This window comes from Vibrio sp. 1CM8B, assembly GCF_023161685.1.
Classification (GTDB): Bacteria; Pseudomonadota; Gammaproteobacteria; order Enterobacterales; family Vibrionaceae; genus Vibrio; species Vibrio coralliirubri.
Window position 1 is genome coordinate 429842 of the sequence record NZ_JALNTU010000001.1, and the last position, 23781, is coordinate 453622.

The 23781-nt window shown below is 46.3% G+C and carries 17 protein-coding genes; 5 read left to right on the forward strand and 12 right to left on the reverse strand.

Annotation, left to right across the window (positions count from 1 at the left end; translation table 11 throughout):
* Position 1: 1 nt before the first annotated feature.
* The 8 genes from choW to MSG36_RS01815 all read right to left on the reverse strand — a co-directional run bounded on the left by choW (position 2) and on the right by MSG36_RS01815 (position 9980).
* On the reverse strand, positions 2-844 hold the full coding sequence (choW, locus tag MSG36_RS01780) for a choline ABC transporter permease subunit (protein WP_019824535.1): 843 nt from the start codon (positions 842-844) through the stop codon (positions 2-4).
* Positions 845-939: 95 nt separating this feature from the next.
* Positions 940-1911 carry a choline ABC transporter substrate-binding protein gene (locus MSG36_RS01785; RefSeq protein WP_050620295.1) on the reverse strand — a complete coding sequence of 324 codons (972 nt, stop codon included), beginning with the start codon at positions 1909-1911 and terminating at the stop codon, positions 940-942.
* A gap of 118 nt (positions 1912-2029) precedes the next feature.
* Positions 2030-3742, reverse strand: a complete 1713-nt coding sequence (gene betA / locus MSG36_RS01790) for a choline dehydrogenase (RefSeq protein ID WP_248365919.1) — start codon at positions 3740-3742, stop codon at positions 2030-2032.
* Positions 3743-3814: 72 nt separating this feature from the next.
* On the reverse strand, positions 3815-5275 hold the full coding sequence (gene betB / locus MSG36_RS01795; protein WP_248365920.1) for a betaine-aldehyde dehydrogenase: 1461 nt from the start codon (positions 5273-5275) through the stop codon (positions 3815-3817).
* A 119-nt stretch (positions 5276-5394) separates the two neighbouring features.
* A complete protein-coding gene (gene betI / locus MSG36_RS01800; RefSeq protein ID WP_017078460.1) occupies positions 5395-5997 on the reverse strand; it encodes a transcriptional regulator BetI in 603 nt (200 codons plus the stop codon).
* Between the two features lie 429 nt (positions 5998-6426).
* Positions 6427-6933 carry a hypothetical protein gene (locus MSG36_RS01805; protein ID WP_248365921.1) on the reverse strand — a complete coding sequence of 169 codons (507 nt, stop codon included), beginning with the start codon at positions 6931-6933 and terminating at the stop codon, positions 6427-6429.
* Between the two features lie 9 nt (positions 6934-6942).
* On the reverse strand, positions 6943-8625 hold the full coding sequence (locus MSG36_RS01810) for an LruC domain-containing protein (protein WP_050647627.1): 1683 nt from the start codon (positions 8623-8625) through the stop codon (positions 6943-6945).
* 257 nt (positions 8626-8882) lie between these two features.
* Entirely contained in the window at positions 8883-9980 is a 1098-nt protein-coding gene (locus MSG36_RS01815; protein ID WP_248365923.1) for an alpha/beta hydrolase, read from the reverse strand.
* 278 nt (positions 9981-10258) lie between these two features.
* On the opposite strand from MSG36_RS01815, the gene MSG36_RS01820 reads away from it, so the two are divergent.
* The 5 genes from MSG36_RS01820 (at position 10259) to MSG36_RS01840 (ending at position 17355) form a co-directional block, all read left to right on the forward strand.
* Complete coding sequence (locus MSG36_RS01820; RefSeq protein WP_248365925.1) at positions 10259-10963, forward strand: response regulator; 705 nt, start codon at positions 10259-10261, stop codon at positions 10961-10963.
* Between the two features lie 36 nt (positions 10964-10999).
* On the forward strand, positions 11000-12319 hold the full coding sequence (locus MSG36_RS01825) for an ATP-binding protein (RefSeq protein ID WP_248365928.1): 1320 nt from the start codon (positions 11000-11002) through the stop codon (positions 12317-12319).
* A 100-nt stretch (positions 12320-12419) separates the two neighbouring features.
* On the forward strand, positions 12420-12692 hold the full coding sequence (locus tag MSG36_RS01830) for a hypothetical protein (RefSeq protein WP_248365930.1): 273 nt from the start codon (positions 12420-12422) through the stop codon (positions 12690-12692).
* 576 nt (positions 12693-13268) lie between these two features.
* The gene (locus tag MSG36_RS01835) at positions 13269-15638 is read left to right on the forward strand and encodes a M4 family metallopeptidase (protein ID WP_248365932.1); all 2370 of its coding nucleotides are present in this window, start codon (positions 13269-13271) and stop codon (positions 15636-15638) included.
* 160 nt (positions 15639-15798) lie between these two features.
* Positions 15799-17355 carry a M28 family metallopeptidase gene (locus MSG36_RS01840; RefSeq protein ID WP_248365934.1) on the forward strand — a complete coding sequence of 519 codons (1557 nt, stop codon included), beginning with the start codon at positions 15799-15801 and terminating at the stop codon, positions 17353-17355.
* A gap of 143 nt (positions 17356-17498) precedes the next feature.
* Here MSG36_RS01840 and lhgO read toward each other — a convergent pair whose 3' ends face one another.
* The 4 genes from lhgO to MSG36_RS01860 form a co-directional block, all read right to left on the reverse strand.
* On the reverse strand, positions 17499-18713 hold the full coding sequence (lhgO, locus tag MSG36_RS01845; RefSeq protein WP_017065174.1) for an L-2-hydroxyglutarate oxidase: 1215 nt from the start codon (positions 18711-18713) through the stop codon (positions 17499-17501).
* Between the two features lie 26 nt (positions 18714-18739).
* Positions 18740-20917, reverse strand: a complete 2178-nt coding sequence (locus MSG36_RS01850) for a TRAP transporter permease (protein WP_248365937.1) — start codon at positions 20915-20917, stop codon at positions 18740-18742.
* A 128-nt stretch (positions 20918-21045) separates the two neighbouring features.
* Positions 21046-22059, reverse strand: a complete 1014-nt coding sequence (locus tag MSG36_RS01855; protein ID WP_050620281.1) for a TAXI family TRAP transporter solute-binding subunit — start codon at positions 22057-22059, stop codon at positions 21046-21048.
* Between the two features lie 321 nt (positions 22060-22380).
* Positions 22381-23721 (reverse strand): sigma-54 dependent transcriptional regulator, encoded by a 1341-nt coding sequence (locus MSG36_RS01860; protein ID WP_061037818.1) that lies wholly within the window; start codon positions 23719-23721, stop codon positions 22381-22383.
* Positions 23722-23781 lie beyond the last annotated feature (60 nt).

The window sequence follows — 23781 nt, forward strand, 5'->3', positions numbered from 1 at the left end:
ATTAAGCTTCCTTCTGGTTTGGTGTTTTGCACAAGCGGTCAAGGATGATTGCGACTAAAACAATCGCTAATCCGGCTTCAAAACCTTGTGAGATGTTCACTGTGTTCAATGCACGAACAACAGGTTTACCAAGCCCGTCAGCACCAACAAGAGCGGCGATAACCACCATCGAAAGCGACAACATAATACATTGGGTGACACCCGCCATGATGCTTGGCAGAGCGGCAGGTAATTCAACTTTGAGCAGTAACTTCATGCGACTTGCACCAAAGGCTTTACCCGCTTCAATCAGCTCTTCAGGGACTTTCGTTACCCCTAAGTAGGTCAAACGAATTGGTGCAGCTATTGCGAAAATAATGGTCGAGATTAAGCCAGGAACGATGCCTAAACCGAATAGAACCAGAGTTGGAATCAGATACACAAACGTCGGAACGGTCTGCATTAAATCGAGAATTGGGCGCAACATCGTATAGAGCCAAGGACGGTGCGCTGCCATGATGCCAACCGGTACGCCAATTAATACGGAAATCGTTGTCGCCGCAAAGACGAGAACAAAGGTTTCCAGCATTTCTTGCCAGTAGCCGAGGTTAAGAATAGTCAGCAGTGCCGCGACCACAAAGATCACTAGCGAGGGTTTACGGTGTAAGTACCACGCAATCGCAGCGGTAATCACGATTGGCAGAGCAGGCGGCATCCACTTAAATACATCGACTAAAAACATAATGACGGTTTCTAGAAAAATCGAAATAGCGTCAAAGAATCCTGCTGCATTGATTGTTAGCCAATCAACACCCGCTTCCATCCATTGTCCGACAGGGATTTTGTTTTCCGTAATAAAATTCACAATATTGCCTTTTATTATGGGTGGGCTACTTCAAACCAATCGATAAATTGGCAAGCCCACCTTTATTATTTATGTAGCTGTTGAGATAGGTAGAACTAAGCTTTAACTTGCTTTAGGTATTCAGTCACGGCTTGAGTCGCTGATTCACCTTTATGCGTTTTTACGTTGTCTAACCAAGCTTCAACTTGTTGAGGGTTGTTGTTCAACCATTGTTGAGCCGCTTTTTCTGGCTTCACTTTTTGGTTAAGAATCTCTTCCATTAACTGGTTTTCCATCTCAAGAGTGAATTCTAGGTTTTGTAGAAGTTGACCGACGTTTGCACACTCAGACAGGTAGTTTGAACGAACGTTAGTGTAAACATTCGCGCCACCGTAGTTAGGGCCGAAGAAGTCGTCACCGCCTGAAAGGTATTCCATCTCAACATTGCTGTTCATTGGGTGCGGAGCCCAACCAAGGTAAACAATCCATTGGCTACGACGTGCTGCGCGTGACACTTGAGACACCATGCCCGCTTCGCTTGATTCCACTAGGCTGAAATCTTTCAAGCCAAACGCGTCAGAATCAATCATTGATTGGATTAGGCGGTTACCGTCGTTACCCGGCTCGATGCCGTAGATGCGGTCTTTAAATTTGTCGGCATGTTTTGCTAGGTCTGCGAAACTTTTCACGCCAGAGTCGTACACGTATTTTGGTACGGCTAGCGTGTATTTTGCGCCTTCAAGGTTGGCACGAACGGTTTCAACCGTGCCCTCTTCACGGTACTTAGCAATATCGCCTTCCATGGTTGGCATCCAGTTGCCTAGGAATACATCAATATCGCCGTTCGCCATTGAAGAGTATGTCACCGGTACTGAAAGTAGGTCGGTTTTGGTTTTGTAACCAAGGCCTTTTAATAGTTCAGAAGTAACGGCGGTTGTTGCGGTAATGTCAGTCCAGCCTACATCAGCGAAGCGGACGTTTTCACATTGCTGTGGTTCAATAGAAGCGTTAGCACCAAATGCAAATGAACTGATGGCTAATGTTGCTAATACCTTTGTTGTAGCAGTTTGCTTATGTTGAGTCGTCATAATGATTCCTTTTTATCTTTCCTTTTTCTGCCCTAACTCATACTAATCAGGGCAGTTTTGCTGACTTTTGACTAATTTTGGTTGTTACTTTTTATATTTTTATCTCAATAACAGAGGCTTACGCTTCTCTTACTGGTTTATTGATTCTTTGCTTCTCTTGCCATTCAGGTGCAATCCACACTGGAACGTCCTGCTCTTTGAGCATTGGCTTACCCAAAATCAAATCGGAAGCACGCTCAGCCACCATGATGGTCGGGGCGTTCAAGTTTCCGTTCGGAATAACAGGGAAAACAGATGAGTCGACAACACGCAGATTATCAATGCCGCGAACGCGACACTCTTCATCAAGCACTGCCATTGGATCATCATCAGCGCCCATTTTGCAGCCACATGAAGGGTGATACGCACTTTCCACGTTCTGTTTAACCCATTCGTCGATTGCTTCATCGGAAGTCACACTTAGACCCGGCTGAATCTCTTCACCTCGGTAAGCATCCATTGCTGGTTGAGACAAAATCTCGCGCGTCAGACGAATACAATCACGCCAATCTTGGCGGTCTTGCTCAGTCGAGATGTAGTTGAAAATGATCTCTGGCTTGGCATGCGGGTCAGCAGAAATGATCGCAACCGTACCGCGACTTTCTGGCTTATTAGGCCCAACGTGTACTTGGAAACCGTGACCATCAAAGGCCGCTTGTCCGTCGTAACGCATCGCAGCTGGCAGGAAGTGATATTGAATGTTTGGCCACTTCAATCCTTTGCGAGAACGAATGAACGCGCACGATTCAAAGTGGTTAGTAGCACCAAGGCCTTTGCGAGTCAGAATCCATTCCGCGCCAATCATGCCCTTGCTCACCAAGCCAAGCTTGCTGTTGAGTGTGATAGGTTCATTACAGTGATATTGGAAGTACACTTCTAAGTGATCTTGAAGGTTTTCACCGACACCGCTCAGTTCGTGTTTAACTTCAACGCCGGCCTTTTCAAGCACCGCTTTCGGGCCGATACCAGAAAGTTGCAGCAGTTGAACCGAGCCAATAGAACCCGCAGAAGAGATCACTTCTTTGTTCGCCACAGCCACCTGGGTATTGCCTGACTTTTCAAACTCGACACCGACCGCTTTCAAGCCCGATAAACCTTCTGAGTCTTGTGCTTCAAGTAAGAAACGACGCGCCACGATGCCTTTCTTCAAGGTCAGGTTTGAACGCTTCAATGCACGGCGTAGATAAGCGTTAGAGGTTGAGGCTCTAACACCCTTGTCTACCGTCATATGCATAGTGCCGAAGCCTTCTTGCTGGTAGCCGTTGTAGTCCTGTGTTTCTGGGTAACCGGCGTCTTTACCTGCATCGATAAACGCTTGGTAAAGCGGGTTGAGCTCCATATCGTTACCATTACATGTTCCTACAGGACCATTGTCGCCACGGTATTCATTACCGCCTTTATTCCATGATTCAGCACGGCGGAAGTAAGGCAGACATGCTTGGTAGTTCCAACCTGCCGCGCCCTCTTCTTCCCATTGGTCAAAATCACACGCGTGGCCACGAACATAAACCATACCGTTGATCGATGAGCTGCCGCCTAACACTTTGCCACGTGGGCAGTGCAGTTCACGTCCATCAAGGCCCGGTTCCTTCTTTGTTTCAAATTGCCAAGCGTACTTTTCAGTATTCATTGGGTAAGAAAGCGCGGTTGGCATCTGGATAAAAATGCTCTTATCCGTACCACCAGCTTCCAGTAATAAAACGCTATGTTCACCGCTTTCCGTTAGCCTATCCGCTAACACACAGCCGGCCGAACCCGCGCCGACGATAATATAATCGTAGCGTTGTTCCATGTTTTGATTTCCCTGAGATGAGTCAGTAGGGCTAGCTCTGTTAAGCTAACCCATAAAATTGAGTGTTACGCGTTAGGCATAAGGGCTGGCGTAGTCGCCAAGTTCAATAAGAATGCTCTTAGTCTGCGTATAGTGAAGTAGAGTTTCTGGTCCATTTTCACGGCCAATACCCGAAAGCTTGTAACCACCAACCGGCATTTCTGCTGGTGAGTCGCCCCACGTGTTCACCCAACAAATACCTGCCTGCATTTGATGAATAACACGGTGCGCACGAGAAAGGTTTTGCGTGAACACACCAGCCGCAAGGCCATATTTGGTGTCGTTAGCACGGCGGATCACATCGTCTTCGTCGGTAAACTTCAACACTGACATTACAGGGCCGAAGATCTCTTGCTGAACGTGAGGCATGTTATCTTCGCAATCCACAAACACGGTTGGGATAACAAAGTTGCCATTTTCGAGGCCGTTATCTGTCACTTGATAGCCGCCCGTCAGCAAGGTTGCACCCGACTGCTTAGCTAGCTCAATTGCTTCAAGGACTTTTGAAAGGTGTTCTTTAGAAATCAACGCGCCGATCTGAGTATCCATCTCCATTGGATCGCCAATGATCAGCTTCTCAGTGCGTGTCTTAAGTTGGTCGATGAATGCGTTGTAGATGTTTTCATGTACATAAACACGGGTACCGTTAGTACACACTTCGCCTTGGGTGTAGAAGTTAGCCACCATCGAAGCGGAAACCGCATCATCCAATTTCGCATCATCAAACACGATCATTGGTGACTTGCCGCCAAGTTCCATGGTGACTGATTTCAGCGTCTTAGCGCTATCCGACATTACCGCTTTACCGGTACCGGTTTCGCCCGTGAACGACACTTTCGCGATATCTGGGTGCGCCGTTAGCATCTGACCAACACGGTAATCGCCCTGAACCACGTTGAACACGCCATCAGGAAGACCAGCTTCGGTAAAGATCTCAGCAAGCTTGAGCGCTGTAAGCGGCGTTTCTTCTGAAGGTTTGAAAATCATCGCGTTACCCGCGGCCAATGCCGGAGCTGACTTCCACATCGCGATTTGGATAGGGTAGTTCCACGCACCAATGCCCGCACAGATACCCAGCGGTTCACGGCGAGTGTAGAAAAATTGAGATTCGCTCAGCGGCTGTTGGTCACCTTGTAGCGTTGGAGCCAAGCCAGCAAAGTATTCAATAACATCAGCGCCAGACGCCACGTCCACTTCAATTGCTTCTTGCAACGGCTTGCCCGTATCAACAACCTCAAGATTTGCAAGGTCATAATTTCGAGCTCTAAGTATTTCCACTGCCTTCAAAAGAATACGGCTGCGTTCCACAGCAGTCATTGCAGACCATACCGCAAACCCGCGTTTCGCAGATTCAATAGCATTGTCGACGTCTGCTGAAGATGCTTGGCCTAGAGTCGCGATAGGTTCACCGTTGGCAGGGTTAATGCTATCAAAGGTTTCACCAGAGGTTGCTTTAACCGCTGCGCCATCGATGTATAACGAGTTCATTTCCATTTGAGATTCTGACTTAATTATTGTTATTAGACTCTACTGGTCTATATGTGAGTATTGGGTGTAAATAGTGGTCGTTCTAGCTCTTGCTCTAGGTCTAGGTCTAGCGCTGCCACTGCGATCTATTGGCTGTGACACGAGTAGAACGTAAGTTGTTTATCTAGATAATCATTGATGATGGCACGCGCCTTTTGAGCATCGATACCATCTGGGTTTAGTGTGCCTCTCAGCCACAAACCATCAATCAGAGACGCAATCCCGTGAGCAACGAGATCCGCTTGTTCATGATTCAAAATACCTTTCAACTCAAGACGTAAGTGCGAAATCAAACGTTTTTCATTCACACGCTGCAGTCTTTTCAGCTGCTCGTCATGCATTGAATATGACCAAAATGCCAACCACGCCTTCGCGACCTTATTTTCTGCTTGGTAACCTTCGAAGTTACCATCGATGATCGCGTTGATTCTCTGTTGGTGAGCGTCAACAGGAAGCGCTTTTAGTGACGTGGTGATGGTATTGGAAAGTTGGCGAAGGATTTCACGCATGGTCTCTTCGAGCAGCCCATGCTTTCCACCAAAATAGTGATTAATAATGCCAGTGGAGACTCCCGCTTCTTTGCTGATCAACGCAATACTCGCGGCATGCAAACCCACTCGATCAATCACCGTCATGGTGGCTTGAACAAGCTGCGGTTTACGTATATCAGGCATCCCAACCTTCGGCATTTCTCAGTCCTTTTATTTTATATTGAACGTTCAGTTAAATATAAAATGACAGAAATTTAGTTAGGGTTCAAATGATTATTTAAAACAAACTCGTAACAACACAGCATTCAAAACAACAAAAATCATTATAAAACAATAAATTAAATATCATTTAGAGCACTAACGAAAACAATTAAAGATTTGAGGTGTGATAGTTATTGGTCAAATGTTTTTGTCTATTCTGAACGAATTTTAACCACTTGTCTTTTATACCTAAACAGGGCGAGACACAGCGAATAGGCATCGTTATTTGTGTATTGGGAGGGAGAGTCGATGATGTGATTGATGAAGAGTAAAAATGAAAATCAGATACAAAGAGAGCACCACAAGTAAGTTCGGTGCTCTCATTTTTATCGCCAATATTGAGATAATAAAGTGTGGTTGGTTCAACTAAAAAGCCAAGTGGTAGCTGTTGCTCGGTTGATCCAGTGAAATTACCCAACTTTGCTCTTGTTCACTGCTGCTCATCGGCACCCAACGAGCGTAGATTTGATCCCAGTTCCCATTCACTTCTAATTCCACCACATCGATTTTAGTTGGGTATACCGTTGTGATTCTAGACAATGGGTCAGCGACAACATCACCGTTACTCATCACAAATGCCGACTCGGAATACAAGTGCAGCGCTCCCGGAATGGTTCCCGTGTAATCCATCGACAAACTGATCTTCTCGCCGACATCAAACGAAAACCCTGCTTGTGCAACAATCTCCGAAGTGTCGGTTATCGCTGCAACGGCTGGCTGAGCAGGAGAAGCGGGCGTCTGAACCGGTGTTGGCGTGGCCGATGGTGTCTGAGCTGGCGCAGCACTTGAGCTTCCCCCGCCACCTCCGCCACCACAGGCTGCGACTAACAACGGCAGAGAACTGATGGTGAATAGTTTGATTGTATAATTCATGGTGCTCTCCTACTCGTCTGTCGCTGAAATAACTTTATTGGTGGTCGATGCTTTGTACCACTCGCCATCTGTCTCGCCACTACTGGTTACCCATGTAGGGAACGACGTATAAGCTTCACTGATGTCTATGTACTCAACAGGGTGGTCCCATTCGTCACGGATGTTAATCACCCAAGGCATGTTGTTGCTGGTCTTAAACGATTCAGAACCCGAAGAGCGGTCATCGTGACTATTGAATAAGGCATTATTCATGTCACTGGTGCCAGAAAACGCTTTGAGGTGAGTTTGCCATGTCATGCCCGGTGGCGTTCCAACAAAGTCACCGTGGTACATATCTTCAGCCGCGAAAATGAATGAGTCATAAGGTGGATAGCCGATATCATCACGCGATACTGGAGACGTAAACTCGACGTACAATTGATAGTTGAGAGCATCAGCATTTTGCTGTTCAGAGCATGCGCTTTGTGTTCGGTAGAAGACACAGCTTTCGGTGAGCTCACCTAGGTTTTCTAGCTCCACTCTCAGATCTTCAGACACCATCAGAATCGTTTCGCTGCTCCCCTCTTTGAGAATGGTATGGCCAACGGCAACACCATTTCGAGTCAACGTTGTAGATGCCACATTAGCAGGCAGAACGTTCGGCAGTTTCAAGGCATAGCCATTGGAGTAGCCTGCCCCCATCGCCTGAAGTGTGTAATCTATGGTTAAGTTTTTAAGTTCTCGCTGTCCATTGAGTTGCTCTGTCACTCGGTAACGCCACACCACATCATTAAAATCATAATCCCCTTTCAAGGGCCAATTATCTTCAAATGCGATCGTTGCGTAGCTGTTCGAGCTTGGGTAGACCGACGTGACTGTCACATCCTCATTGTTCTCTTGCACAAGCACTTCGTATTTAGAATCTGTCGTACCATCTTCATTGACCCCATCAACAGCCGCAAATGGTGTCACTTCAACAGTGAAGATCAAATCATTAAAGTCGTTGTCTCCGGTCGGGCGATAAATATCCTCAAAGCCAAGTACTAGGAACTCATTTTCTGTATCGAGGAAGGCAACATTGTGTCTTCGATATTCAGCGGTCGCCTCTGGGTTGAGCGATGGGTAGCTGTAAAAAGGTGTTCCCCAACCGCCAAGCCACGGGATATTGTTATAAGAACCCTCCCAACCCCAACCATTAGAGATAATGAAGAAAGCCAATGTTTGGCCAGCGGTAAGTTGGACACTTAAATCAATCGTGTCGCCTTCCTGCATCTCACCAACACTAGCAACGGACGTATTGGGAAACACAATCACATGCGCATTAATGTCGTCTTTGGTCGCCGGTGGGTTGTTGGTATCAAACACGAAGTAACCGAGGGAGTTTCGATAACCCGCCCCTTCATTCAAGAAAGTGATCTTCGCCGTTGCGTACTCTGCACCGTTCAACTCGTCGTCAATATCAATACTCGAATAACGCTCGGGCGCAATAAACGCACTGTTCACCGTGCTGCCTTCAGGGAGCATCGAATAGACATTAGTTAGGACATCTTGTGGGAGTGAATCGGCTATCGAGTAGGTATTGTTTGGCTTACCTTTTGCTGAATAGTTTGACGCATCTGCTCCAGATTCAAAGGTAAGATCCGCAGTTGTCAGCGCCATCGCAAAACACGGCATTAAACAACTGGGCAGTATGACTGAATTCCAATTTCTCATTATGTTCCCTCTTTCAACTAGCCATAAACGTGTAAAGAGGAACGGAGCAAGTATAGTGCCGAAAAATAAAACCATATTTAACAGAAGGTTATGATTGTAGAGTTGAATTTTCTCATTTTGAGAATGAAGTTGACGTGACTCGAGGACATCTAAAGTCACCGCGGCAAATCTCAGTCAAGCAGACACAAAAAAGATTGGTGACAACAACGTCATCACCAACCTTATCAAGTCGTTTCTTATGTTATTACGGGCCTAAGCTACTCAATGCGTGTAATGAAACCGTATTTATCTGAGTCGGCCTTAGTCACCCAGTGTTCACCAGAAGCCGGAGCAGAATCTAACGTGAATATATAGAAGTCGATTCCTGTATCTCCCATGACCTTTTTAAAGTAGGTCGCTTGCTTGCGATGGCTTTCGTTCGTATATGGGAAGTCTTTGGCTGTTTTATCATCCTCAGCCCAACTGTGCACACCAACCTGTTTATTAAGCTCAATGGCTTTAGTGGTATCAGCTCGTTGTAAAACCCGTGGATTACCCGCAGCGAACAGATCCGTGCCGCCAGAGAACACCGAACCCGTAGGCGTTACGATCGTCGTCATGTTGTTACTGTGGATCATCCGCCCGGTGTACATATTGATATCGTCGTCAGCGCTGCCACCAATATGGTTGGTAAACTTCAATGTCATCTCGCTGCCTCGATACAACTTCACGATATCAAATAGCTGAGAATAGGTTGATGCTCCCAGAGTCGACCGAATTCGATCAACGGCGCCAGTCTCGTTGAGAACATCACGGTAAAAAGCGTTGAAAGCAAACGATGTGGTGATGGTTACCTTGTTGCCACTTTTAGTGTTGCTCAAAATAGTAGACCCAAGGCTAGTCACGTATTGAACCAGTTCATTGTGATACTCAAGCTCGACCGGTTTATTAGTATTCGTCATCGTGTTAATTAACGTGGTGTCATTGCCAATTGAGCGTTGAGCAACACCACAATCAAATGAATCAAAAAACTTACCCTCACTGTAAATCGCACAATCGTCAGCCCCTGCATCAGGGAGGTACAGATCCACACTTTGACCTAAACTATCCGCAAGCCTAACCACTTTTTGCTTATCACTAATATCTTCCGCAAACAGAACGGTTTCATACTGCACACCGTCGTAATCAAGCTTTATGGCCTCTTGAACCTCTTGTCGCTCTTTATACAACTCACCCAGTTTCGCTGATGAAAATACGTAATCCGCTTGAGGTTTTGCTTGCGCTTTAGTCGCCGTTTTACCTGAGTTAGAGCTTGAATTACAGCCCGCTAACAGAATCAAAGGTAACGCCAGTAATGCATTTCTATAGTCGTTCATACAGTTATTCCCAAAATGTTTGATGGGAAAATTCTATTATTTAAAGATCAAAACATCTGTCGTGCGAATGTATGAGAATGTATATCGTTTTGAACATTGTTTTTTATTTTCACACAAATCCAAAAACATCATTGAACTAGCGTGCAAAGTGTTTAATCATTCATGTCAGGTATTTTACGTAAGGCCTGTAAATTGGGTATGCCACAATAAATAGATACTCAAAAAGGCTCCCTCACGTAATCTCAATAAATGAAACGCACGATAAGGCTGAGAATGGAATGACAAAACCTAAAATGATCATCGTAGAAGACGATTTGAAACTTCAGCGAATGCTAAAGGATTACTTTGTTACGCAGGACTTTGATGTTTCCACACTCGATGATGGCAGTGATGCCGCGCAGACCATCCTTGCCGAACAGCCTGATATCGTGTTGTTGGATTTAATGCTCCCTGTAACAGATGGACTGACAATATGCCGACAGACGCGCACTCTCTTTAAAGGTAAGATTTTAATGCTCACCGCCAGCGATGATGATTTCGACCACGTCGCAGGCTTAGAGACAGGCGCTGATGACTATGTCACCAAGCCAATCAAACCAAGAGTTCTGCTGGCCAGAGTTCGTTCGCTATTACGCCGCCAAGACGCCAACACGGCTTCAGTCGATGACTCAGACAACCTTCAGTTTGCTCAACTGGTTCTGAAAAACACCTATAAGAAGTGTGAACTTTCAGGTGCCGTTTTATCACTAACTGACAGCGAGTTTGACCTGTTGTGGTTATTAGCGAGCAACCCTGATACTCCGCTATCACGTGACTATTTGACACAAACACTGCGTGGTATTGAGTACGACGGAATCGATCGAACGATTGATAATAAAATAGTGCGCCTAAGAAAGATTCTTGGCGACGACCACACTCCAGCAGAGAAAATTCAGACCATTCGCGGGAAAGGTTACTTATTTGTTTCGACCGCCTGGCGTTAACCTCGCTCAATACGAGCGTAATAAAAGAGAGCGATTATGCGACGTATCTTTTTGGAGTCCTTAATAGGGCTGTTAGTTTGCTTTATGGCTGGCCTTGTCGCCTACGAGATTAGCGTCTATCAGCTCAATACCGACTACGAATATGTACTGGAAGATTACGAAGCAGCTGCCCACCAGCAATTGATCGAGAATATCGCTAAGAACCAAGGCCTTGAAGCTGCTCATCAAGCGATAAACCAGTTTGTAGAAACCACACGAAATAAATTGGTTACATTCAGCCCAGACGATGAAATACCAAGCCCCGTTTCAGAGTTCTTCAGTACGAATCCAAATACCTTTGTTTTTCACGATGATGAACGGGACCTATGGTTTCGCTTAGCAAGCAGTGACAATACCTACCACTACCTCCCCAACAGTGAAGCGTTCGTTAGGCAAAAAATCGAGTTGGAGGATGACCTCATTTGGTTATTCTTTTTAGCGAGCTTTATCTTATATGGCTTATGTCATCTATTTATTATCTTCCGCCGAGTTAAAAAGCTTGAGGCTGCCACTCTGCGTTTTGCGGAAGGGGATCTCTCCTCGCGAGCCGAGACTTCAAGTGGTATTGCGATTGGTTCACTGAACAAATCCTTCAACCTAATGGCCGACCGAATTCATCGCTTAGTAGAAAGTAATCGTTCACTCACTAATGCTGTCGCTCATGAACTGCGCACGCCAATATTCCGTATTCAGTGGCAAGCTGAAATGTTGAAAGACACCCAGCTAAACGCAGAGCAAGAAAGCACGATTGAGAGTATTGTCGAAGACACGGAAGAGATGGAAAAGATGGTCGATGAACTATTGTATTACGCCAAACTCGATAGCACTGACCTAGAAAACTTACAACAACCATTAGAGATACGAGATTTTCTCGACCACGCAATGATGCGTTGGAACAAAGACACTCAGCTCAGCATCGACCTATCACTGCCAGAGCAACCTAGCTCAATAATGGCGGATGAAACGCTACTCAACCGAGCACTAGATAACCTAGTGCGTAACGCAATGAAGTTCGCACGTTCGCAAGTGTCAATTGAAGCAAGCGTGCATCAAGATAAGCTACAGATCGCGGTACATGATGATGGTGATGGTGTGGCAAAAGAGCATCAAGCTCGCCTGTTTGAACCCTTTTACGTTGGCGACAAAGCGCGTAATAAAGCCAAGAGCGGCCATGGTTTAGGGCTTTCTATCGTTGAGAAGATCTGTACTCAACACAACGCAACCGTGGAGGTAGGTCAGAGCCAGACCTTAAAGGGTGCGGTATTCACCATAACCATTCAGCTATGTAATGATTCCGCTGACAAACCCATACAGTAACTACAAAACACCTCTGAAATAATGTTCAACATCGGTCGGGAGATGCTGTCTCCCAATGAACCTATTGAATCTAAATTCCAATCTTTCTTAAGGTGTTTGTATGAAAAAGTTATTAGTCGTTTTAGGCATTGTTTCTCTAGCGGGTTGTTCTGGTATTAGCCACAATGAAGAAGTTTACACAGCGCACGCTGAAAGCTTCAACATTGTCGGTTTCCAAGTTCCAGGTAATACTCAAGACCGCGCAATGGAATTAGTACCTGAAGGTGCAACGGTTGATACGATTCGCTCAACAAACTCTGATACGAGCTCTGTTCTGGGTATCATCAACCGTATTATCGGTATCGACTACGTACAAGTTGGCGGTAAAAAGTAGTAATTCGCTATAGTGACGTTAGCCACGTACCATAATTAAGTGTCGCAGTTGCCTACCTATATTCAGTAGCCTGCACAAACTAAGTTAATCTAAGCCAGTGACCCGTCGCTGGCTTTTTTCATCCAGCAGATTTTGTGCTCTGTGCCAAACAAGTGCCCGATTCCCCTTCCCTCTTTTAACTAACAATTCGAAAAATTAGCCGAAAAGTCTTCGATTTCTTATCAAAATTGCCCCTAAATTCGCTAAATGGCCTTCTGCTTAAAGTGACACTTTCAAATCGTTGATCCTTCTATCAACCCAAAATCCGTTAATTGAGGCACAGATCAATTTACTCTAAAATCTTAATTTCCAAGAGAAATTAACACTTAATAAAAGTGTCACGATTTTATAAATAAAACATATGGGTGCGTTCAAAAATAAACAGAAATGATAACTATCTGTAAATACGAGAAATATAAGTTTCATGAATAAAAGAGATCATTGCCATGCTACTAATTAATCAGATCGAATGATGTAAATTCGCTGTGATTAATTTGTTACGTTTTCTTGGATTTTACATGGAAAGAGAAAACAACAATGAAAATAAGAAAGCGTTTAGTTGCCGTTGCTATAGCCAGTGCTATGTCTTTGTCAGTGCATGCAAGTGAATCCGTTCAAATCGATCAACCGATCAACTTTACTAACTTCTCTGGGTTAAACGCTCAGTTAGGAGTCAGTAACGCCTCTAGCTTCAAGATGGTGAAAGAAGTAAACCTGAAAAAGCGTGGTATCTATAAAGTTAAGATCCAGCAGAACATCTGGGGTACCCCGGTATGGGGACATTACCTAAATGCCACCCAAAGTGCACAAGGTGGGGCGTTAAAGTCGGTTCAAGGGAGCTACCTTAAAACAACGACCTTAGAGCGATCTTTTGTTAAGCCATCAATCAACAGCGCTCAAGCGGTTGAACTCGCAAGTAAAGATCTAAATACTCAAGGCTTAACCAGCAAATCTCTAGACAACGTTCAACATCAGCTATTTATCTATCAAGGCTCTGTGAAGCAAGGCATCGGACAGCAAAGCGTAGATAAAACACGACTAGTGTACGTTGTCTCTTACCTAGTAGAAGGCAGTGAACAGCCGACTCGACCGTTCACCATGCTAGACGCGCACACAGGCGAAGTCATCGACCGCTGGGAAGGTATTGCCCATGCTCAGATCGGTACTGGCCCTGGTGGCAACGAAAAAACAGGCATGTACGAATACGGCACCGACTACCACTACCTTGATGTTCAAGAGGTGGGCACAGAGTGTGTAATGGAGTCTGAAAATGTCGTTACCGTTGACCTGAATGGCGCGACCGACGGCGACACCACTTACAGCTATGAATGTCCTCGCAACGAACACAAAGCCGTGAACGGCGCATTCTCACCACTCAACGATGCCCACTACTTCGGTAACATCGTGTTCGACATGTATAAAAACTGGTTCGACACAGCACCACTCTCCTTCAAACTCATGATGCGTGTCCACTACGGTAACAACTACGAGAATGCATTTTGGGATGGCAGAGCCATGACCTTTGGTGATGGTGAAAGCTTCTTCTACCCACTTGTAAGCCTGGATGTATCAGCGCACGAAGTGAGCCACGGTTTCACTGAGCAAAACTCAGGTTTGATATACGCAAACCAATCCGGCGGTATGAACGAAGCCTTTTCTGACATGGCAGGTGAAGCCGCAGAATACTACATGAAAGGTACCAACGACTGGATGGTCGGCCGCAATATCTTTAAAGGTGAAGGTGCGCTGCGTTACATGGACGATCCATCACGCGATGGCTCTTCAATCAACAACGCATCTGAGTACTACGATGGCTTGAACGTGCACTATAGCTCGGGCGTGTTCAACAAGGCGTTCTACCATCTTGCAACAACACAAGGTTGGGACACCAAAAAAGCGTTCGAACTGTTCGTGCTAGCCAACCAGATCTACTGGTCTGAAAACAGTGACTTTTGGCAGGGTGCTTGTGGTGTGAAAAACTCTGCAACCGACCTTGGCTACAGTGCTGATGATGTTGTTTCTGCGTTTAACTTAGTGGGTGTATCACCGTGTGGCGAACCACCACTTCCACCAGAACCGGAATACCAACGCCTTGAAAATGGTGTTGAAGCCGCAGTTGCTGGTGAAACAGGTTCGAAAACTTACTTTGATATCGAAGTACCAGCTGGCCAAGAGAAACTGACGATTGATCTTGGTGTGTCTTCGGGTGACCCAGATCTTTATGTCGGCCTAGATTATGCGCCAAGCTCTCAAGAGAATATCTGTAAGAGCGAAACCGTGACCGATGAAGTGTGTGTGATTGAAAACCCAACTGCAGGTCGTTACACCGTTAACGTTTTAGGCTACTCAGATTACGCAGGTGCAAATCTGACAGCGTCGTACGAATCTGGCAGCGCTAACGTGCCGCCCGTCTCTTCTTTCGAACACACTATTGTCGGTAAAGAAGTCGAGCTACGCAGCACAAGTTCAGACAGCGATGGTCAGATCGTCTCTTACCAATGGAACTTAGGCGATGGCAACACGCAAACAGGTGAAGTAACTCGTTATACCTATGCTGAAGCTGGCGACTACGTGGTTACCCTAACCGTGACTGACGATGCAGGCGTTGCAACATCAACCAGCAAGTCGATCACGATTGAAGGTGACTCAGCGGAAGGCTTCCCACTAAAACTGAAGTTTGGTAACAAAAACCCGAACGGCAAGGCGCGCGTTAAGCTGGCATGGGATTACGATACCAACGACTACTTCGTGATTAAGCGCAATGGCAAGAATGTTGGTGCAACAGACTTCAACTCATACATCGACAAGTTCCGTCACAACGGCACGGTAGATGTGGAGTACCAAGTGTGTACCTCAAGCGACATCTGTTCAGAAACCAAGCACTACCGTTTCATTAAAACACAGTAATCGATAGTTAATTCAGGGCTCCTTATGGGAGCCCTTTTCGCGATTGAGCTACTTGGCTTCTTGGTTAATGAGCGAATGAAACGCCTACATGAAAAACCCACGCATTACACAAAAATCAAACCCATCAACACAACAATATTCACCATAAAAAGGACGACAAATGGCTATTCAAAAAAGCATGCTAGCTTTGGCTGTACTCGGGGGATCTTTAACCCTAATCAATAGCACTTCGGCTTACGCATCCCTAGGCATCACACCACCAGCGAACCAAGAGGTTTGGATCACCACCGATGCGGACGCGCAGCATATAATGACTCAGCATGGCGCAACGGTTTACCCAAGCGTGACTGGAAACAAGCATTCCATCGTCGCGAAAATCAACCAGAAAGAGCTCGCTAAACTATCCAGCCACATGCACGAAGAAACCCACCGTTGTGGTGGCTACATGGTGCACGAAGACAAAGCAAGCGCACTCAAAGCCGCAGCAATGCCACTGACAATGAGCACGTTCGAAAAGCCGGTGATCAGCCATCAAGATACGGTGAATGACCTACTCGCTCAGGTCGAGCCAAACAACATGGTCACGACCATTGAAAATCTAACCAACTTCACCAACCGTTTTTATACGACTTCTACTGGTGTCGCTGCTTCAGATTGGCTTTTAGAACGTTGGGAAACAGAAATTAAAGATGTACCGTATGCGTCTGCACGCCAGATCACGCATGCTGAATATCCGCAAAAATCTGTTGAAGTGACACTGCTTGGCGCTAAATATCCAGAAGAGATCGTGGTGGTTGGTGGCCACCTTGATTCGACCGTCGGATCTTGGACAAGCGAAGGCACCATCTCACCGGGAGCCGATGATGATGCGTCTGGTATTGCGACCGTAACTGAGTCGCTTCGCCTGATGATCGCCAGTGGCATTCAACCAGACAAGACCATTAAGTTCTATGGTTATGCGGCAGAAGAAGTCGGGCTGCGTGGCTCACAAGATGTCGCCAACGCTTTAAGAGATGAGCAAGCAAACGTTGTATCGGTACTGCAATTAGACATGACCAACTACAACGGTTCAGCGCACGATATCACCTTCATCACGGACTACACCGACAGCAACCTCACCGCCTATTTAAGCGAGCTGATCGACACTTACGCGAGCGATATCAGTTACGGTTTTGATGATTGCGGCTATGCTTGTTCTGACCACGCCTCTTGGCACAATGTTGGCTACCCAGCTGCTATGCCATTCGAAAGCATGTTCAATGATTACAACCCAAGTATTCATACCCAGCACGACACGCTTGAAAACTCAGATCCAACGGCGACACACGCGACCAAGTTCGCCAAACTGGCGATTGCTTATCTTGTCGAAACCAGCCTTGACTCACCGGTTGTTGGCCCTAAAGAGCTGCAATACGACGTGCCTGTTGAAGGGTTATCTGCAGGATACGGTGAAGAGCAATTCTTCACCTTAACGACGGAAAGTGCAGGTCAGTTAACGGTAACATTAACCGGCCCTCGTAGTGGCGATGCGGACTTATATGTGAAACACAACGGCACCGTATCGAAAGCGAACTACGACTGCCGTCCATACCAGAACAGCAGCAACGAACAGTGTGTGTTAGACATGCCTGCAGGTGAATTCAGCATCATGGTACGCGGTTACCGTAACTTCAGCGACGTATCTATCGTTGCTAATTTCGTTCCTGATTGGCTGTAAGGTTGGTTAATTGACTAACAATTAAACCAAGCAAACACGGCTAAAACTAAAAATCCGCAAGCCCACGATCATAAATAGATTGGAGCTTGCGGATTTTTTATTGTCTTCGGAGAGCATCTCAACTTAATGACCCTTAGTTATCATCAAGCCGTCTTTTTCATTACCTTGCCACAGATGTACTCACCAATCGGCATTGCCGAAGTCGCTGCAGGCGATGGTGCATTACACACATGCAAGCTTCTTGGGCTTTCGGCAAACAGAAAGTCATGAACCAAGGTGCCATCCTTGAGTACCGCTTGAGCACGAATGCCAGCTGGGTAAGGCTTAAAATCATCAACTGTAATACTCGGGCAATATTTGTTCACTAGCTTTAGATATCCCGGCTTCCACCACGAGTTTTTAAACTCGACCAAACCGGTTTTCAGGTGATTCGCAGTCACCTTCCAAAAACCCGCAAAGCTCAGCATCTGCCAAGTGTCTTTGAAGCTAAAGTTAAGCTTGCCATAACCTTCTCGCTTCCAACCTTGAACCGCATTTGGCCCTACCGTCACCGAGCCATCAATCATGCGTGTCAAATGCACGCCCAAGAAAGGCAGTTCTGGGTCAGGGATCGGATAGATAAGATGATTCACTACTTGGTTATGCTTAGCGTCCAACTGATAATACTCACCTCGATAAGGCACGATTTGGAAGTCGGTTTCGATGTCTAACATCTTGGTCATTCTATCGGCCATCAAGCCAGAACACGTGATCAAGAATCTACTGTTCAGTTGTAGAGTTTGACCGTCGACTTTGCAGGTCAGTTGAACCTCATCTTCCTGCTCATCGGCCATGATCACTTCCGTACCAAGGCTAAGCTTGCCACCCGCTTCAACAAACTCTTGAGCCATCACTTCGGTGACTTTTTTGTAGTCGACGATACTGGTGGTTTTGACATAAATCGCACCCAAACCCGTGATGTTTGGCTCGGCAAGTTTGAGCTGAGCTTGATCCAACAAATCGACATCAATATCGTTATCGTGGCAACGCTGATAGAGCGCATTCATTCGCTCGACTTCTTGCTCATTGGTCGCGACCAACAACTTACCGCAGTTTTCGACGGGGATATCGTGTTGGCTACAAAAGGCGATGGTGCGCTCTACGCCGCGTTTACAAAAATCCGCCTTTAAACTGCCCGGAGCGTAGTAAACACCAGCATGAATCACCCCGCTATTATGGCCAGTTTGGTGCTGCGCAAAGCCACGTTCCTTCTCGACTAAAAGGATACTTTTATCAGGGTGAGCTTGCTGTAATTGCCATGCCGTCGACACGCCAACAATGCCGCCACCAACGATAATATAGTCGTATATTGAGTTCATAATATTCCTACATTCAATCCTTTTAATTATAGGGAAGACGCGACAGTGTCAGACTCGGTTTGAGGCAAAGATACTTGCTCGTCTTCCGATTCCTTTTTCACTTGGTTGATGTCGTATTTACGACCGCTGTAGATGAAGATGCTCACAAATAGAGCCACACAAACCAAGCGAATCACAATTGACACATCAGGCCAAACCAAAGCGACACCCAGTGCAATCAACACGACACGAAGAGCGAGATTGATTTCACTTTCTAAGTAACCTTCAATCGCTGCGATAAACGCATACGTACCGATAATAGCAAAGCCACCCGTAACCAAAACGGAGGTCACATCCCAACTTACCAAGTTGGTGTAAGCAATCAGCAATGGCACCAAATACAAGCCTTTGGCTATCTTCCATGCCATTAAGCCAGTTCTCATCGGTGGGGTTTTCGCAATGGTCGCAGCTGCAAACGCAGTTAAACAAACAGGTGGCGTCACGTTGCTGTCTTGCGATAGCCAGAAAATAATCAAGTGGGCAGAAAGCAGTGCAAGGCTGATCGCTTCCAAGCCTAGGCTTTGCTCAAGCAAGGTTTCCACAAAATCAGCAGGGACTAACGCAATCATCTCTTTGGCTGTTTCGAGTGCCATTGGCGCGTTCAGTAAATCAAGCTTATCTGGCGCAGCCAACATGAAGATAGCTTTCGCCTGTTCAGGTAACTGTCCCGAAACCAACAGGTCGAGCAACTGACTTTCAGCAATCAGTTTATACAAAGCTGGAGCCGAGAGTGTGCCCAAAACGATATAAGCCGCCGTCACAGGTAAGCCCATACCTAAAATTAAAGACGCCAGTGCGATCAAGGCAATCATGACTAGCAAGTCGCCGTTCGCCCAGCTGTTGATCATCAAAGAGAAGGTGTTACCAATTCCGGTGGTGCTGATAACGTTAATCACAAGGCCAATACCCACCAACAACACCGCCGTAGTCGCCATGTTTTTCGCACCTTGAGAAAGCGCTTCGATAATCGCCTTTGGACCCATTTTGTGATTTTTAGAGAACCATGAGGCCACCACAACAGACAGGATCGAGATACCCGCTGCGTAAGTCGGCGTGAAGCCCTTCACCAGCAGAGTCACCAACACCGCTAGTGGGATCAGGTTGTGCCAGCCCGATAGCAATACTTTCAATAGAGGTTCACAGCCAGAAGTCACTTTTTGCACGCCGCTACGTTTTGCTTCAATACGCACGAAAAATGCCACAGACAAAAAGTAAATAAGCGCAGGTAAGAAGGAAACCGCAATGATGTCGACATAAGGGATCTGTGTGTAAGACGCCATGATAAACGCACCTGCGCCCATCACTGGTGGCATCAACTGCCCGCCCGTCGATGCAGCCGCTTCAACACCCGCCGCGAAACGCGAAGGGAAACCGGCTTTTTGCATCAGAGGAATACTGATCACACCCGTCGATACCGTGTTAGCTACGCTCGAACCAGACACTGAACCCATTAAGCCTGAGCCAATTACCGCGATGAAACCGGGGCCACCAATTACCTTTCCAGCCGCTGCGCGAGATACATCAATGATGTAATCACCAACACCCGAACGCACTAAGAAAGCGCCAAATAGGATGAACATGAACACGAACGTCCAACTGATTCTAGAAATAGAACCGAACATCCCTTCCGATGAGTAAAAGCTTCGATAAAGCAGTGTTTCAAGGCTCAAACCTGGGAAGTGGAAGATGCCGCTAGTCCATTGCCCCCACAGCACCACATAGCTCAAACACACCAAAATAAGCACCGGAATAAACCAACCCATGGTGCGACGAATCAGCTCAATAACGATAGCAATCGCCAAGATAGAGAAGAACCAATCACTGGCGACAAACTTCACGCCTCGCTCATACAAGGCATCTTCTGCAAAGGGGATATAGATAAGACAAGCCAGAGCCGCCAAGGCGATCCCGATGTCCACTGCCAAAGCAATTTTGCTTCTTTTCAATGAGATATGGACCGGATACCAAAGCGCACAAATGATCGCAAAGCCCGCGAAGTGAGTCGCAGAGATCCAAAGCTCTGGCAAGGTCGATAAGGTATTAAACCAAATGTGTAGTAGAGAGAGTATCACTCCCATTGTTGTTATCGCTTTGCCAACCCACGGAAAATCCGTTCGGGTCGGCAGTTCAAATTTTTTCAGTTCCTGCTGCAGCGAATCGCTCATAGAAAACTCCTGCTCTCCACAGCAAACGCGCAGAGAAAATCCATAAAGTGAGGTGGTGCACGAACACATTCTTGAGCGAACGTGCACCAAGCAATGAAGTCACGAAGGGGTTAGTTGATGGCAAACAGCTAGTTGACGATCAACTCAGAAGGGATATCGATGCCCACTTCTTGGTAGTAACGTGCTGCTCCCGGGTGAAGTGGAACAGGCAGACCTGCAATCCCTTTCTCGAGTGCCATTGCTTTGGTTGCTTTGTGGATACCTTGTAGGAAAGGTAGGTTTTCATAGATCGCTTTGGTGAGCTCATACACATCTTCTTCAGAGATGTCTTCACGAACGGCTAGGAAGTTAGGTTGTGCGATAGTCGTGATCGGCTTATCAACACCTGGGTAAGTGTTGGCTGGGATCTCATACTTAGTCCAGATATTGTAATCACCGTTCGCTTGTTTGATCTGTGCATCAGTAAACGACAGGATTTGAATGTCTTCACCCAAGGCCGCAAATGCCTGAGTTACTGCGCCAACAGGCACGCCTGCAGGCGTATTCATGCCATCAATCGTGCCATTCTGTAGTGCGCTCGCACTGCCGCCGTAACCCATAAAGGCAAGTTTAAATTGTTCTGGGTTAACCGACAGGCCTTGCATGATCTGACGTCCTGAATTCTCTGTACCTGAGTTCTTCTTACCGATAGAGAATTTTTTGCCATTTAGATTTTCTAAATCACTCATGGTGCCCGTTTCTGTCAGATCAGAGCGCACAATAAAGTGTTCAACGTTTTGCCATAGCATAGAGACTGAACGCAGTTGTTTTTGACTGCCAGACTTCTCATATGGACCAAGCCCTTGCCACGCCCACGCGCCATACAAACCTTGCAGAATGGCAAACTGCGCTTCGTTCTCATTGAGAAGTTTCACGTTCTCGCCCGATCCCGCAGAGCTGATAGCCGCTAAAGAAAAGTGCTGCTTTGGTGCAAGCTTAACTTTACTCAATGTCGCTAAAGCCACCCCCACTGGATAGTAAGTACCACCCGTTGAGGCCGTCGCTAAAATGTAGCTGCGATCTTCTTGAGCAGAGGCGTTGCTGATAAGGCCAATAGAGGCCATTGCGATTGCTAAAGTTTTAACTAGCTTGTTGTATTTCATTGTTACTCTCCATGTAGAGTTATTCACGTTATATTTTTGTTAACAACAATCGTTAGATAGCAAGCGCAATGCCAGTTTTTAAGTTACTGTTTTAATTGAATTTTATTCCAAGACTGATTTAAAGTGAGCTATTTCTTGCTTATTTGACCACGAATCAATGAGCTATTTTTTGCTTATTCAAAGTAAGCTTTAACATCTATTTAAAGATAGCTAAGTCACACTGCGTCGTATTTATGTGATCAATGTTTATAAAGTAACAAATATGAGGTGAGCCATTTTTTGCTCACTGATTTATGACAGCACCTCTCATCTCCTCATCACTTACGAATCAACATAATCGCTTCGGTTTAACGCATAGCGCACCATTTTTTGATTCAATGTTCGGCGGGGTAAATCCAAGTCTTGCATCACATCATTGATGCGCCCTTGATAACGCACTAGCGCATCATGAATCACTTTTCGCTCAAAGCTCTGAACCTGAACCGCCAATGGGATGCCTGCCGTGGTTGATTCTGTTACTGAGTTAGGTCGACACGCCAAAATATCGCCAACAGTGAGGCTTTCATCCAGTGCAAAACGAATCGCCACATTACGCAGCTCGCGTACATTGCCCGGCCATGCATACGACAACAAGGCATAACGATCGGCCTCACTGGCGATTCGAGTTTCACTGTTCGCTTCTTGGGTGAAGTGTTCAAACAAAAGCAAGGCATCTTCTTCGCGATCACTGAGTGGAGGTAAATGCAGTTGTGCAACATTCAAACGATAGAAAAGATCTTGGCGAAAATCAGGGTGATTTAGCAGATCGCTTTTCGAAGCAGAGACCACTCGTAGATTAACATGTTGTTGCTGATTACCACCGACGCGTTCTACAACATTATCTTGCAAGGTTCGCAGCACTTTTACCTGCATCGACAGCGGCATACTCTCTATTTCATCAAGAAACACGGTGCCTTTGTCGGCAAATTCAAGCTTACCAATACGTCGCTTGGCGGCACCAGTAAACGCACCAGCTTCATGCCCAAACAACTCGCTTTCAAAGAGGTTTTCTGGGATCGCGCCACAATTGAGCGGTACAAAAGGGTGTCTTTTTCGCTCGCTAAACTCATGCAAACAAGAAGCAACCAGCTCTTTACCACAGCCGGTCTCACCATAAATGATCACGTTGGTGTCTATGGAAGCGACTTTCTGAATTTGCTCTCGCAGTTCACACATCACCTTGCTGCGACCAATCAGCACCTGTTCAATGCCCTTGAGGTTATCCAGATAGTTCTGACGACTGTTTCTATCTTGGCCACTTTGATGTTTTTCAACCGCTTCCGATACCGTTTGAGACAGACGCTCCGGATCGAATGGCTTTTCAATAAAATCATACGCGCCCTGTTGTAACGCCTTTACCGCCATATCGACATCGCCGTGACCTGTAATCAAGATAACGGGCACATCTGGCACAAGGCTTTTAAAGCGCCCTAGCAGTTCAACACCATCAATATCAGGTAAGCGAACATCGGTGATGATGGTCTGAAAATCACCCAACTCGACAGCATCTAACGCATCTTGCCCCACTTCAAATGCGGTGACATCAAACCCCGCCAACTGTAACCATTGGCTGGTTGCCTGACGCACAATCGCGTCATCTTCAATTAAAGCAATACGCTGCATAGTTTGGTTCCGTCGCTTACATCTGGATAATGTCGCCCACGGTATGTAAAAAAGGCGCAG

Coding starts and splice junctions, on each gene's coding strand:
- MSG36_RS01785 (WP_050620295.1), bottom strand. CDS start 1,911: ATGACGACTCAACATAAGCAAACTGCTACAACAAAGGTATTAGCAACA.
- betA (WP_248365919.1), bottom strand. CDS start 3,742: ATGGAACAACGCTACGATTATATTATCGTCGGCGCGGGTTCGGCCGGC.
- betB (WP_248365920.1), bottom strand. CDS start 5,275: ATGGAAATGAACTCGTTATACATCGATGGCGCAGCGGTTAAAGCAACC.
- betI (WP_017078460.1), bottom strand. CDS start 5,997: ATGCCGAAGGTTGGGATGCCTGATATACGTAAACCGCAGCTTGTTCAA.
- MSG36_RS01805 (WP_248365921.1), bottom strand. CDS start 6,933: ATGAATTATACAATCAAACTATTCACCATCAGTTCTCTGCCGTTGTTA.
- MSG36_RS01810 (WP_050647627.1), bottom strand. CDS start 8,625: ATGAGAAATTGGAATTCAGTCATACTGCCCAGTTGTTTAATGCCGTGT.
- MSG36_RS01815 (WP_248365923.1), bottom strand. CDS start 9,980: ATGAACGACTATAGAAATGCATTACTGGCGTTACCTTTGATTCTGTTA.
- MSG36_RS01820 (WP_248365925.1), top strand. CDS start 10,259: ATGACAAAACCTAAAATGATCATCGTAGAAGACGATTTGAAACTTCAG.
- MSG36_RS01825 (WP_248365928.1), top strand. CDS start 11,000: ATGCGACGTATCTTTTTGGAGTCCTTAATAGGGCTGTTAGTTTGCTTT.
- MSG36_RS01830 (WP_248365930.1), top strand. CDS start 12,420: ATGAAAAAGTTATTAGTCGTTTTAGGCATTGTTTCTCTAGCGGGTTGT.
- MSG36_RS01835 (WP_248365932.1), top strand. CDS start 13,269: ATGAAAATAAGAAAGCGTTTAGTTGCCGTTGCTATAGCCAGTGCTATG.
- MSG36_RS01840 (WP_248365934.1), top strand. CDS start 15,799: ATGGCTATTCAAAAAAGCATGCTAGCTTTGGCTGTACTCGGGGGATCT.
- lhgO (WP_017065174.1), bottom strand. CDS start 18,713: ATGAACTCAATATACGACTATATTATCGTTGGTGGCGGCATTGTTGGC.
- MSG36_RS01850 (WP_248365937.1), bottom strand. CDS start 20,917: ATGAGCGATTCGCTGCAGCAGGAACTGAAAAAATTTGAACTGCCGACC.
- MSG36_RS01855 (WP_050620281.1), bottom strand. CDS start 22,059: ATGAAATACAACAAGCTAGTTAAAACTTTAGCAATCGCAATGGCCTCT.
- MSG36_RS01860 (WP_061037818.1), bottom strand. CDS start 23,721: ATGCAGCGTATTGCTTTAATTGAAGATGACGCGATTGTGCGTCAGGCA.